Origin of the sequence: Stenotrophomonas sp. TWI273 (genome assembly GCF_039674765.1) — a bacterium.
Taxonomy (GTDB): Bacteria; Pseudomonadota; Gammaproteobacteria; order Xanthomonadales; family Xanthomonadaceae; genus Stenotrophomonas.
Map to the genome: position 1 here is coordinate 428,149 of NZ_JBDJOA010000001.1, position 13,076 is coordinate 441,224.

Here is a 13,076-nt window from a genome sequence, read left to right on the forward strand (position 1 = left end):
GGGTTTCGATGGAGGAAGTGTGGAGATACGATGGAGCTCAAGCACCTTACGGCCCTGCCCTGCATGCCCGCCTCCGATTCACCCGGCGCCCCCACCGCGCGCTGGGATCATTCGCTCAACGCCCTGGTCCTGATCGTCGAGGACGAACCCGAGATCGCCGATATCGTCGCGGCCTACCTGGCCCGCGAGGGCCTGCGCACGCTGCGCGCGCAGGATGGCCTGAACGCCCTGGCCCTGCACCGCAGCGCACGGCCGGACCTGGTCCTGCTTGACGTGCAGATGCCGGGCATGGACGGCTGGACCGTGCTCAACACCCTGCGCCAGCGCGGCGATACGCCGGTGATCATGCTGACCGCGCTGGACCAGGACCTGGACAAGCTCACCGCCCTGCGGATGGGCGCGGACGACTACGTGGTCAAACCGTTCAACCCGGCGGAAGTGGCCGCACGGGTGCGTGCGGTACTGCGGCGCACCTTGAATGCGCCGCGCCAGAGCGCACCGGAGATCCTGCGCGTGGGCAGCCTGGTGATCGATCCGGAACACCACACGGTGCATGTCGAAGGCGATGGCTACAGTCACGAGCTCCTGCTCACCCTGACCGAATACAAGCTGCTGCACTGCATGGCGCTGGCGCCGATGCGCATCTTCAGCCGCAGCGAACTGATGCACGAGTGCCTGCCGGAAAGCGAAGCACTGGAGCGCACCGTGGACAGCCACGTCAGCAAGCTGCGCCGCAAACTCGATGATGTGGGCCTGGCCAATGTCCCGGCCAGCGTCCGCGGCGTCGGCTACCGGCTGGCGGCGGACCACTGATGCGCCGCTCGGGCCTGAGCCGGCACATCGTGCTGTCGATGTCGATGATGGTGCTGGCGGTCATCGTGATGGTGATCCTCAGCTCCTACCTGCTGTACGCGGTGCTGGTGGCCTTCTATCCCGGCGGCGTGGACGAGCCGGTCAGCTGGGTGCCCAGTGGCCCGGAACTGGTCTGGATGGTCGGCGTGACCCTGATCGGGTTGACGCTGGCGGTCGCCGCGTCCGTGCGTCTGTCCCAGCGTATCCTGACCCCGCTCAACGCGGTGGTGGACAGCATTGGCCGGCTGGCCGATGGCGATCTCGGCGCACGTGCGGCAGTGAGTGACCGCTCGCTCGGCGAAGTCGCGCTGCTGGTGGACGACTTCAACGCGATGGCGCGGCGGCTGCAGAACATCGAGGCCGACCGGGTGATGTGGCACGCGGCGATCGCGCATGAACTGCGCACGCCGGTCACCATCCTGCGCGGTCGGCTGCAGGGCCTGGCCGAAGGCGTGTTTGCGCCGGACGAAGGCCAGTTCCGCAGCCTGCTGGCGCAGGTCGAGGGGCTGTCGCGGCTGATCGAGGACCTGCGCGTGCTCAGCCTGGCCGACAGCGCGCGCCTGGATGTCCGCCGTGCCCGCAATGACGTAGTGCAGGAAGTGCACTCGGTGATGAGCCTGGTGGATCCGGGTTTCCGCAGCAGCGGCTTCGTGCTGGAACTGGAGACCTCCCGCGAGGAACATCCCGCGCATTGCGACCCGACCCGGGTACGCCAGGCACTGATGGCGCTGTTGGAAAATGCGCGCCGCTATGCAACGCCCGGCCGGGTCCGCATTGCCGTGCACGACACCGCCACCCATGTGCAGATCGCCATCGACGATGAAGGCCCCGGCATCGATGCGGCGCTGCGCGAGCAGATCTTCGATCCCTTCCTGCGCGGCGACGGCTCGCGCTCGCGTCAGCGGGGTGGCAGCGGGCTGGGGCTGGCGGTGGTCAAGGCAATCGCCGATGCGCATGGCGGCCAAGTCGCCTGCGGCGCCAGCACCTTGGGCGGAGCGCGCTTCGTCATCGAGCTGCCCCGGCAGTAACACCGTCCTGCCGGGCCAGTTCGCGCATCCGCACACCCAGCCGGGCCAGATTGCGGTCGATCGTGGCCAGTTCGCGTTGCTGTGCCTGCGGCAGGCGGTGTTTGAGCTGCAGCTGCAACGCCTGCCAGGCCGGCACCCCCTGTGCGCTGAGCCGCGCCGCCGCCTCGCTGGCCTGCACCCGCTCGTCCGCCGAAGGCAGCCCGTAGCCGGCCCCCGTCACCAGTGCCGCCGGGCTGATCAGCTGGCCGGTGTCCTCCAGCAACGCGCGCAGCGCGTCGCGCGCCGCCGCATCGTCCCTGGCCGGATCGCCCAGCAGCCGTTTCAACACGTCGCGTGCGCGCAGCTCTTCGCGACGCAGGGCGGCCTGTTCCAGCAACAGCAGGGCGGCGGTGGCGCGCAGATCACCCTGCTCTACCCAGCGTGCACGCTCGCTGGCCCGCTGCCGCAACCACTCGCCGACCGATGTCGTGCCCAGCGGCAGCTGCTGGCGCGCCGCATCGAACAACTGCTGGTAGTGATCCTCGGCGGAGGCAAAGTAGTAGCCCTGTCGCGTCGCCTGCCCGCGATCGGCCAGCACGCTGGCGTCCGCCACGCCCTGGCGCGCCAGGCGGGTCAGCAGCCCGCGCGGCGTGAGCCGGTTCAACCCCGGCGACGCCAGCCGTGGCACGCCTTCCTGCAGCAGCTTGCCGGTCTCCACCGCGCAGTTGTTGCTGACGAACAGATAGCGCCCGTCATAGCTCCAGTGCACCTGCGCGACACGCTCCAGCAGGCTGGCGATGTCCGGCGGATCCAGTGCCAACGGCACTGAAGAGAGCCCCCGCAGTTCCACCTGGGTGTATTCGTTGATGACCTGGTTGAGTGGCAGCACGAACAGGCGCGAAGGATAGGCGCCGGTCAACCCCCGCCAACTGGAGATCTGTACATCGCCGACGAAGGCACGGTAGGACAGCACGCGGTGATGGGACAGATCCATCCGGCAGGCCGGCCCACGCGGCCGGCCGGGCGCGCAGATCACCAGGCGCAGCATGCTGTGGCCCCAGCGGCTCATCAGCTGGTCATTGCCTTCGGCAAGCAGGTAGTCCACCGCGTAGATCCGGGCCGGATCCAGCTCGAGCAGCGTCGCCGCGCCGACCTCCTCTTCGGCCTGCATCAACGGCAGGCGGCTGTCGCATCCCACGGCCTGGTCGCTCGGCCCGAGGTTCGCGGCAAACCACGCAGCGACGGCCGGCCGGCGGCAGGCGTAATCCGGATCGAGCAGGAGGTGCTCGGCGTTGACCGCCAGGAACTCGGCCGGTCGCGTGCGTTCGTAATCGTCCGGACTGCGCTCGCGGAAGGCGTTCGCCGTGCGACCCAGCTTCCACGGGCGTCGCTGCCAGCCGGCCAGATCGCGAAGACGTGCATCGCGCGACCAGCCACCCTGCGGCGAACGGTCCAGCACATGGGTCAATTCATGGATCAGCGCGGCTTCGAGCGGGCGTGGCAGCGGTTGATCGTCCTGCACGGCGCCCAGCAACGCGCGCTGCAGGGTGATCGTGCCGTTGCGGGCCCGGCCATGCACGTGCGCGGGCAGCGTGTCCGACCAGCGCACCTGCACCGGGTGCTGGAAACGTGCCTGCCACGCCGCCGGCAGGCGCGTGTGCACCTGCTTCAGGACACGCTCGGCGGCCACGATCTGCGCTGCGTTCAATCCCTGCGGCTGCAACTCCAGCTGCAGGGCCGCCTGTGCGAAGGGCGCGGCAAGCCACGCGATCAGGACCGCCCAGCGCCAGCGGCGGACCTGACCAGAGGGCTGCATCAGCGGGCCAGCAGGGTCCTGGCCAGCGCCATGTCACTGGCCTGCTGCTGCGCGACACCCTGCTCGCGCAGGTGCAGCAGCGCCGCTTCCAGACGGGCGCCACGGATCGCACCGTCGCTGGCCACGAAGGCGGCAGCATCATCGCGCGCATCAAGCACGATCTTGTCATCGCCCGAGCTGGACGAACCGGCCGAGGACGCACCGGACGCGGAGCCGGCAGAGCTGCCGGCAAAACTGGAGGCCATCGCCGACAACGGCAGGGCGAGCACGGCAACAAGCAGGATCGGACGCATCATCGGAGTGTCGTTCGCGGTGGAAAACACAGAGCGTATAGGCTGCGTGAAATCCTGTCTTGTCTCAGAGGTCAAAGACCTTGCCGGGATTCAGCAGCGCTTGGGGATCAAACGCACGTTTGACCGCCTTCATCAGGGCGATTTCCGGCGCGCTGCGCGTGCTGTCCAGATAGCCCTTCTTGACCAGGCCGATCCCGTGTTCAGCCGAGATGCTGCCGTCAAAGCGGGCCAGCACACCGGCCAGCAGCTTGGTGACGTGCTCGCACTGGGTCAGGAACTCGGCGTCGGCGGTCTCGTCCGGCTTGAGCACGTTGATATGCAGGTTGCCGTCGCCGATATGGCCGAACCAGACCACTTCGAACTGCGGGTACGCCTGCCCGATCAGCGCCTGGGTTTCGGCGAGGAAGGCTGGCATCGCCGAAATCCGCACCGAGACATCGTTCTTGTAGGGCTTGTAGCGCGCCACCGCTTCGGTGATGCCCTCGCGCAGGCGCCACAGCTGCGCGGCCTGGGCATCGCTCTGGCTGACCACGCCATCGCTGACCCAGCCGTGCTCCATGCAGTCTTCGAAGGCAGCCATCGCGGCGGCTTCCTGCGCCTCGTCGCCGGCCGCGAATTCGGTCACCACGTAATACGGATGGACCTCGTCGAACGGTGCCTGCGCGCCATGCGCCAGCACGTGCTCGAGCGCCCGGTCGGTGAAGAATTCGAAGGCCTGCAGCTGCAGCCGCTCGCGGAAGGCGGCGAATACCTGCATCAACACCTCGAACGAGGGCAGCGCCAGCAGCATCACATTGCTGGCCGGCGGCGGATCGGTGAGCTTCAAGGTGGCTTCGACGATCACGCCGAGCGTGCCTTCCGAGCCGATCAGCAGCTGGCGGAAGTCATACCCGCTGGAATTCTTGATCAGGCCCTTGTTGAGCTCGACCAGCTCACCGGCCATCGTCACCACTTTCAGGCCGGCGATCCACTCGCGGGTATTGCCGTAGCGGATCACGCGGATGCCACCGGCATTGGTGGCGATGTTGCCGCCGATCGAGCACGAACCACGCGCGGCGAAATCCACCGGGTAGATCAGGCCATGCTCGAGCGCCGCGTTGTGCACCGCCTCCAGCGCCATGCCCGCCTGGACGGTCAGCGTGCGGTCGACCGCATCGAAGGCCAGCGGCTTGTTCATCCGCTCCAGGCTGAGCACCAGCTCGCCGTGCGCTGCCACCGCGCCACCGGAGAGGCCGGTGCGGCCACCGGAGGGCACCACGGCCACGCCCTGGGCGCTCGCCCAGCGCAGGATCGCCTGCACCTCCTCCACCGTGCCCGGCAAGGCGATCGCCAACGGTGCCGGGGTCCAGCGCCGGGTCCAATCGCGGCCGTAGTGCTCCAGATCGGCTGGATCGGTCTTCAGGCGCAGCCCGGGGCAAGCGAGCAATAGCGAATCGAGGCGCGGATCGGTCATGGGGCGTCTGGCGGTGCCGGGGGAGCCCGCAAGCCTGCCAGCCCCTCCGGGCCGCGTCCAGTAGCGGGCGCTGTTCTCGCGGCGCGTCGGCCTCGCCCAAATAGGTGCATCTGAAACCGTTTGAACATCGATTGGCGCACCGCACCATCGCGGCCGGCTTCTGGCATAGTTGAGGGCTCCCGCCGCCACACGTCGCACGCCGCCCATGTCGCCGAAAAAGACCTCGTTCCCGAAGCAGGATATCCGCGTACTGTTGCTCGAGGGGGTCAGCCAGACCGCGATCGACGTGTTCACCGCGGCCGGCTATTCGCAGATCGAACTGCACAGCAAGGCGCTGCCGGAAGATGAACTGAAGGCGCGCATCGCAGAGGCGCATATCGTGGGCATCCGCTCGCGCACGCAGCTCAGCGCGGACGTGCTGGCCAACGCCAAGCGCCTGATGGCGGTCGGCTGCTTCTGCATCGGCACCAACCAGGTGGACCTGGAGGCAGCGGAACTGGCCGGCATCCCGGTGTTCAACGCGCCCTACTCCAATACCCGCAGCGTGGCCGAGCTGGTGATCGCCGAGGCGATCATGCTGACCCGCGGCATCCCGCAGAAGAACGCCGAATGCCATCGCGGCGGCTGGTCCAAGTCGGCCGCCGGCAGCCATGAGGTGCGCGGCAAGACGCTGGGCATCATCGGGTATGGCCACATCGGCACCCAGGTCGGCGTGATGGCCGAGGCGATGGGCATGCAGGTGATCTTCCACGACGTGGAAACCAAGCTGTCGCTGGGCAATGCCCGTGCGGCGATCAGCCTGGACGACCTGCTTGCACGTGCGGACATCGTCACCGTGCATGTGCCCGAGACGCCCGCCACCCAATGGATGATCGGCGCCGATGAACTGGCCCGGATGCGCCCCGGCGCGCACCTGATCAACGCCGCGCGCGGCACCGTGGTCGACATCGACGCGCTGGATGCAGCGCTGCGCTCGGGCCACCTGGGCGGTGCGGCGCTGGACGTGTTCCCGGTCGAGCCCAAGGGCAACGGCGATGCGTTCGTCTCCCCGCTCACCGCACACGACAACGTGATCCTGACCCCCCACGTGGGCGGCAGCACGCTGGAAGCGCAGGACAACATCGGCGTGGAAGTGGCGGCCAAACTGGTGCGCTACAGCGACAACGGCAGCACCCTGTCGGCGGTCAACTTCCCGGAAGTGACCCTGCCCGAGCACGCCGAGAGCCTGCGCCTGCTGCACATCCACCAGAACGTGCCGGGCGTGCTCTCCAAGGTCAACGAGATCTTCTCGCGCCACAACGTCAACATCGACGGCCAGTTCCTGCGTACGGACCCCAAGGTCGGCTACGTGGTGATCGACATCACCGCCAGCGAAGCCCAGGCCGGCGCGGTCCGCGACGAACTGGCGGCCATCCCGGGCACGTTGCGCACCCGCGTGCTGTACTGATTCAGCTTCGCTGACAACGTGCGTCATCAGTTGATGGTGCGGCTCCACGGCGCCATACATCTGGTGTGGAGCCCCCCTTGAGTCAAGGGGGCGCGCCAACGGCGCGGGGGCGGAAGCGCGAATGCGCTATCGCCGCGCCAGCCAGCGCTTGGCCATGCGCGGGAGGGAGTCATCCCCATCGGGGGTCTCGATCGCCGCGTTGGCCACGTCACGGATCTCGCGCCAGGCCAACGCCAGCGATTCCTCGCTGATCGCGAACTGCTCACTGCCCAGCGCCCGCACGACGTAGCGGGCGTCGTAGTGCCAATGTCCCGGGACGTCCTTGCGTTCGGGAATCCAGTGCTTGTCGATGTCGAACAACTCGCCATCCTCCAGCACCAGCGCGGTCAGCCCGGATTCCTCCTCGGCCTCCTTCAGCGCCACCTGGGCCAGATCGCGCTCGCCATCGGCGTGGCCGCCCAACTGCAGCCAGCGATCCAGTTTGCGGTGGTGGGTCAGTAGCACGCGCTGCCCGTCGGCGCTCACCAGCCACGCGCTGCCGGTGAAGTGCCCGGCCAGGCGCTCGCGCAGGAACGGGTTTTCAGGATCGGCCAGCAATGTGCTGAATTCGTCAGCCAATGCCGCGTGCTCGGGGTGCCGGCGAGCGTAAGCATCCAGCTGACTGCGCAGGGCGGCGTCAGGAATGGCAACGGATTCGGGGTTCAGCGGCATGGCAGGTGCAGGCATCGTGCGGATTTGGCCGATTATCGCTCGGCCATGCTGCAATTGTGCTTGTACAGCGGCTTCAGCTTTGGCTAAGGTACAGCGGGCCCCGCACCGCTGGGGCGCCCAGTCGCCATCAGGGCGTGCGGCAATGTACCGCGCGCCTCACCTTTGTTCATTTAGGGAAGCACTGCATGCTGAAGTCTCTGTTGAGGGTCAAACCGGTCGCACCGGCACCGCACGTCGATGCCGGCGAGCCCATCGAAGGCAGCCTGGACGGCGAGCCCACACTGAGGCGGACCCTCACAGCGAAACACCTGATCCTGCTGGGTATCGGCGCGGTGATCGGTGCGGGTATCTTCGTGCTCACCGGCCAGGCCGCAGCGAACCATGCCGGCCCGGCGGTGATGCTGTCGTTCGTGTTCGCCGGCTTCGCCTGCGCGCTGGCCGGCCTGTGCTACGCCGAATTCGCGGCGATGATGCCGGTCTCCGGCAGCGCCTATTCCTATTCGTACGCCACCCTCGGCGAAGGCATGGCCTGGTTCATCGGCTGGTGCCTGGTGCTGGAATACCTGTTCGCCTCGGCCTCGGTCGCGGTGGGTTGGTCGGCATACCTGATCAGCTTCATCACCACCACGCTGAACATGCCCTTCCCGGACGCGCTCAGCGCCGCACCCATCGCCTGGACCGGCCATGAGTTCATCTCCTCCGGCAAGCTGTTCAACCTGCCGGCGGTGCTGATCGTGGCAGCTGTCTCGGGCCTGCTGTACGTCGGCGTGACACAGTCGGCCTTCGTCAACGCGATCATCGTGGCGATCAAGGTCACCGTGATCTGCCTGTTCATCGGCTTCGGCGCAGCGCACCTGGATCCGGCCAACTGGACTCCCTTCATCCCGGAGAACACCGGCGTGCCTGGCGAGTTCGGCTGGAGCGGCGTGTTCCGTGCGGCAACCATCGTGTTCTTCGCCTACATCGGCTTCGATGCAGTTTCCACCGCCGCCGGCGAAACCAAGGACCCGCAGCGCAACATGCCGATCGGCCTGCTCGGCTCGCTGGCCGTGTGCACCATCGTCTACATCATCGTCTGCGCCGTGCTGACCGGCATGATGCCGTACCACCTGCTGGGCACGGACAAGCCTGTCGCCACCGCGCTGGAGCCCTACCCGACCCTGTCCTGGTTGAAGACCGCCGTGGAAATCGGGGCGATCGCCGGCCTCTCCTCGGTGGTGCTGGTGATGATGATGGGCCAGACCCGCATCGCCTACACGATCTCCCGCGACGGCCTGCTGCCCAAGATCTTCGGCAAGGTGCACAAGCGCTTCCGTACCCCGTACTGGAGCACGATCGTCGTCGGCGCCATCGCCGCCACCCTGGCCGGTACCGTGCCGCTGAACGTGCTCGGCGAGCTGGTTTCGATGGGCACCCTGCTGGCCTTCGCCACCGTCTGCATCGGCGTGCTTGTCCTGCGCTACACGCGCCCGGAACTGGAGCGACCGTTCCGCGTGCCGCTGGTGTGGGTGATCTGCCCGCTGGGCGCGATCGCCTGTCTGTTCCTGTTCTACCAGGCGTTCGTGGTGCATTGGCACCTGTTCGTGGCCTGGACCCTGCTGGGTCTGTGCATCTACTTCGGCTACGGCATCCGCCACAGCAAGCTGAACAAGAAGAACGCCTGAGTGCTGCCGGGCCGGCCCAGTGCCGGCCCGGTCGTTTGATACGTCGCGCCTGAGAAGAAAAATCAAACCATGTTCAAGCAACTGTGGGCCACCAAGCATCCGCACGCCGCCCATGAAGACGCCAACGGCCTGAGCCTGCGCCGTACACTCGGCCCCTGGGGCCTGACCGCGCTGGGCATCGGTGCGGTGATCGGCGGCGGCATCTTCGTGATCACCGGCCAGGCCGCGGCCAACCACGCCGGCCCGGCGATCATGCTGTCGTTCGTGCTGGCCGCGATCTGCTGCGCGTTCTGCGCGATGGCCTACGCCGAATTCGCGGCGATGGTGCCGGTCTCCGGCAGTGCCTACACCTATACCTATGCCACCTTCGGCGAGCTCTCGGCCTGGTTCATCGGCTGGATGCTGGTGCTCGAATATGGCGTCTCCGCCTCGGCCGTGGCGGTCAGCTGGACCGGCTATTTCCTGAGTCTGCTCAGCCATTTCGACATCCATCTCCCGGCCGCGCTGGTCAGCGCGCCACTGGATGGCCAGCTGCGCCCGACCGGCGCCATCGCCAACATCCCGGCCGCCGTGCTGGTACTGCTGCTGACCTGGCTGTGCTACGTGGGTATCAGCAAATCCTCGGCCATGAACATGGCGATGGTGGTGCTCAAGACCGCGCTGATCCTGCTGGTGATCGTGGTGGGTTGGAAGTACGTGGATCCGGCCAACTGGACCCCGTTCATTCCGGAGAACGAAGGCCCGGGCAAGTACGGCTTCGATGGCGTGCTGCGCGGTGCGGCGATGGTGTTCTTCGCCTACATCGGTTTCGAGGCGGTCTCGGTGGCCGCGCAGGAATCGCACAAGCCGCAGCGCGACATGCCGATCGGCATGATGCTCTCGCTGGTGATCTGCACCGTGCTGTACATCGCCATGGCCGCGGTGATGACCGGACTGGTGCCGTACCAGCTGCTGGGGACCGATGAGCCGGTGGTGACCGCCGTGGCGGCGCATCCGCAGCTGGGCTGGCTGCGCGTGGTCGTGGAAATCGGCGCGCTGATCGGGCTGTCCTCGGTGGTGCTGGTGATGGTGATCGCGCAGCCGCGCATCTTCATGATCATGGGCCGCGATGGCCTGCTGCCGCCGCTGTTCACCAAGATCCATCCCAAGTACCGCACCCCCCACATCAACACCGTGATCACCGGCATCGGCATCGCGCTGCTGGCGGCGGTGTTCCCGCTCGATGTCCTCGGTGAACTGACCTCGATGGGCACGCTGATCGCGTTCGCGGCGGTCTGCGCGGGCGTACTGATCCTGCGCCGCACCCAGCCGGACCTGCCGCGTCCGTTCCGGATGCCGATGGCGTGGCTGATCTGCAGCCTGGGCGTGCTCAGCTGCATCGCGCTGCTGACGGCGATGACGGCGCACAACTGGATGCTCATGGGCTTCTGGACGCTGGGCGGTTTCGCGATCTACTTCAGTTATGGGTATCGCCATAGCCGCCTGCGCAAGTAGTGCCGGCCGCTGGCCGGCGCCACGTACCCCCTGGACGCTCATGCGGAGCCGGCCAGCGGCCGGCACGACCACGGACCGCGCGAAATCGATGGAAGCGCCGTAAAATAGCCCCCATGAACACCCCCACCTTCCCGTACGACACCGCGCGCCTGAGCGAACTGGCCCAGCTGCTGATCGACAACGTCCGTGAGCTGGCCCACGCCGGCTGGACCCCGGCCACCAGCAGCAACTTCTCCCACCGCCTGGATGACCGCCATGCGGCGATCACCGTGTCCGGCAAGGACAAGGGCCGGCTGGTGGAAGACGACATCATGGTGGTGGATTTCGACGGCCAGGCCGTCGGCCGCCCGCTGCGCCCGTCCGCCGAGACGCTGCTGCACACCCAGCTGTACCGCCGTTTCCCCGAGATCGGCTGCGTGCTGCACACCCATTCGCCGGTGCAGACCATCGCCTCGCGCCTGTATGCGCCGCAGGGTCATATCCGTCTGGAGGGCTACGAGCTGCTGAAGGCCTTCCACGGCAACAGCACGCACGAGATGGCGGTCGATGTGCCGGTGTTCGCCAATACCCAGGACATGGATGTGCTCTCGGCCCAGGTCGATGCCCTGCTCGACACCCAGCCGCTGTGGGGCTATCTGATCGACGGCCACGGCCTGTACGCGTGGGGCCGCACCATGGCCGAGGCGCGCCGCCACATGGAAGCGTTCGAATTCCTGCTGCACTGTGAGCTGGAGCTGCGCAAGCTGCGTGGCTGATCGCGCTCAGATTCCTGAAGAGAATCTGTATTCCGCGCATCGGCATCAGTGCGTCGCCCCCACCCCGGCGCCGCACTGGTACCCTTTCCTTCCCCTCTTCGCCTCGATGCCGCCGCCATGAGCCGACTCCGTATCTTTGATGACACCGCCCCGGATGTCCCGCTGTTCGACAGCCGGGATGGCGAGGCGATCGCTGCCGAACTCAAGCGGATCGGCGTCACGTTCGAGCGCTGGCAGGCGGCCCATGACGTCGCGCCGGGCGCCAGCCAGGACGAGGTCTTCGCCGCCTACAAGGTCGATATCGACCGTCTCGTCGCCACGCACGGTTTCAAGAGCGTGGATGTCGCCTCGATCGCGCCGGACAACCCGAACCGCGCCGAGCTGCGCAGGAAGTTCCTGGACGAGCACTTCCACAAGGAAGATGAAGTCCGCTTCTTCGTCGCCGGCTCCGGGCTGTTCACCCTGCACGTGGACGGCAAGGTCTACGAGATCGAGTGCGTCAAGAACGACCTGATCGCCGTGCCCGATGGCATCACGCATTGGTTCGACATGGGCGAGGAGCCGAGTTTCGTGGCGATCCGCTTCTTCACCGAGCCGGATGGCTGGGTCGGCCATTTCACCGGCAGCGACATCGCCCAGACCTTCCCGCGTTACCACCCCGCACAGCACCAGGCCGACTGATCCATGCCGCAACCGACCGTCATCCTCACCGATATCGAGGGCACCACCAGCAGCATTTCGTTCGTCAAGAACGTGCTGTTCCCGTATGCGCGCAAGGCACTGCCGGCGTTTGTCGCCGCGCATGGCCAGGAGCCGCAGGTGCGCCGCTGGCTGGACGCGGTAGCGGTGGAGATCGGTGGCGCCTGCCAGGACAGCCTGATCGTGGAGACGCTGCAGGGCTGGATCGACCAGGATCGCAAGCACACCGCGCTCAAGGCGCTGCAGGGCATGATCTGGGAAGCCGGCTACCGCAACGGCGATTACAAGGCGCATTTCTATCCGGAAGTGGCCGCCGTACTGAAGGGCTGGCATGCCGAGGGCAAGCCGCTGTACGTGTATTCCTCCGGCTCGGTGCCGTCGCAGAAGCTGTTCTTCGGCTTCAGCGAAGCCGGTGACCTGACCGGGCTGGTCTCGGGCTGGTTCGATACCGAAGTGGGCGGCAAGCGTGAGGCCGACAGCTACCGCCGTATTGTCGAGGCGATCGGCGTACCGGCCGCGCAGATTCTGTTCCTGTCCGATGTGGTGGAAGAGCTGGATGCCGCGCGCGACGCCGGTCTGCAGACGCACCTGATCGACCGCCTGGACGATTACCCGCTGCCGCGCAGCGGCGAGGCCACACACGGGCACGACCGCGTCGAGAATTTCCAGCAGATCACGCTGTAGAGCCGATGGGTAAACCCGACCGGTAGAGCCGAAGGGTAGAGCCGACGGTAGAGCCGACTGTTAGTCGGCTAACGCCATGCCGATCGAAGAAGAGCAGCCGACTAACAGTCGGCTCTACCGTCGGCTAACGCCATGCCGATCGAAGAAGAGCAGCCGACTAACAGTCGGCTCTACCGTCGGCTAACGCCATGCCGATCGAAG

Annotated in this window: 12 protein-coding genes; 8 read left to right on the forward strand and 4 right to left on the reverse strand. The window is 67.0% G+C overall.

Translation table 11 applies throughout. The annotated features are described in order from the left end of the window. Nucleotides 1-63 precede the first annotated feature (63 nt). Nucleotides 64-813, forward strand: a complete 750-nt coding sequence (locus tag ABE571_RS01755; RefSeq protein ID WP_313212835.1) for a response regulator — start codon at nt 64-66, stop codon at nt 811-813. Next, nucleotides 813-1,880 (forward strand): ATP-binding protein, encoded by a 1,068-nt coding sequence (locus tag ABE571_RS01760; protein WP_346493063.1) that lies wholly within the window; start codon nt 813-815, stop codon nt 1,878-1,880. Before ABE571_RS01755 ends, ABE571_RS01760 begins: the two co-directional genes overlap by 1 nt. On the opposite strand, the gene ABE571_RS01765 is transcribed toward ABE571_RS01760, so the two are convergent. The 3 genes from ABE571_RS01765 to ABE571_RS01775 all read right to left on the reverse strand — a co-directional run bounded on the left by ABE571_RS01765 (nt 1,858) and on the right by ABE571_RS01775 (nt 5,421). Then, complete coding sequence (locus ABE571_RS01765; protein WP_346493064.1) at nt 1,858-3,675, reverse strand: DUF4105 domain-containing protein; 1,818 nt, start codon at nt 3,673-3,675, stop codon at nt 1,858-1,860. The two genes, ABE571_RS01760 and ABE571_RS01765, sit on opposite strands and share 23 nt — an antisense overlap. Beyond that, nucleotides 3,675-3,971, reverse strand: a complete 297-nt coding sequence (locus ABE571_RS01770; RefSeq protein WP_272713931.1) for a DUF2388 domain-containing protein — start codon at nt 3,969-3,971, stop codon at nt 3,675-3,677. Before ABE571_RS01770 ends, ABE571_RS01765 begins: the two co-directional genes overlap by 1 nt. A gap of 61 nt (nt 3,972-4,032) precedes the next feature. After that, nucleotides 4,033-5,421, reverse strand: a complete 1,389-nt coding sequence (locus tag ABE571_RS01775) for an FAD-binding oxidoreductase (protein WP_313218197.1) — start codon at nt 5,419-5,421, stop codon at nt 4,033-4,035. 205 nt (nt 5,422-5,626) lie between these two features. On the opposite strand from ABE571_RS01775, the gene serA reads away from it, so the two are divergent. Further along, nucleotides 5,627-6,868, forward strand: a complete 1,242-nt coding sequence (serA, locus tag ABE571_RS01780; RefSeq protein WP_313212845.1) for a phosphoglycerate dehydrogenase — start codon at nt 5,627-5,629, stop codon at nt 6,866-6,868. Between the two features lie 126 nt (nt 6,869-6,994). Here the strand turns inward: serA and ABE571_RS01785 are convergent, their stop codons facing one another. Then, complete coding sequence (locus ABE571_RS01785; protein ID WP_346493065.1) at nt 6,995-7,579, reverse strand: NUDIX hydrolase; 585 nt, start codon at nt 7,577-7,579, stop codon at nt 6,995-6,997. 185 nt (nt 7,580-7,764) lie between these two features. On the opposite strand from ABE571_RS01785, the gene ABE571_RS01790 reads away from it, so the two are divergent. From ABE571_RS01790 to mtnC, 5 genes are all read left to right on the forward strand, one after another. After that, nucleotides 7,765-9,243, forward strand: a complete 1,479-nt coding sequence (locus ABE571_RS01790) for an amino acid permease (RefSeq protein WP_313218194.1) — start codon at nt 7,765-7,767, stop codon at nt 9,241-9,243. Between the two features lie 69 nt (nt 9,244-9,312). Beyond that, complete coding sequence (locus tag ABE571_RS01795) at nt 9,313-10,737, forward strand: amino acid permease (protein WP_313211775.1); 1,425 nt, start codon at nt 9,313-9,315, stop codon at nt 10,735-10,737. Nucleotides 10,738-10,850: 113 nt separating this feature from the next. Further along, the gene (locus tag ABE571_RS01800) at nt 10,851-11,492 is read left to right on the forward strand and encodes a methylthioribulose 1-phosphate dehydratase (protein WP_123729133.1); all 642 of its coding nucleotides are present in this window, start codon (nt 10,851-10,853) and stop codon (nt 11,490-11,492) included. 117 nt (nt 11,493-11,609) lie between these two features. Next, nucleotides 11,610-12,173 (forward strand): acireductone dioxygenase, encoded by a 564-nt coding sequence (locus ABE571_RS01805; protein ID WP_313211777.1) that lies wholly within the window; start codon nt 11,610-11,612, stop codon nt 12,171-12,173. A gap of 3 nt (nt 12,174-12,176) precedes the next feature. Next, entirely contained in the window at nt 12,177-12,875 is a 699-nt protein-coding gene (mtnC, locus tag ABE571_RS01810) for an acireductone synthase (protein ID WP_346493066.1), read from the forward strand. The last annotated feature ends 201 nt before the right edge of the window (nt 12,876-13,076 follow it).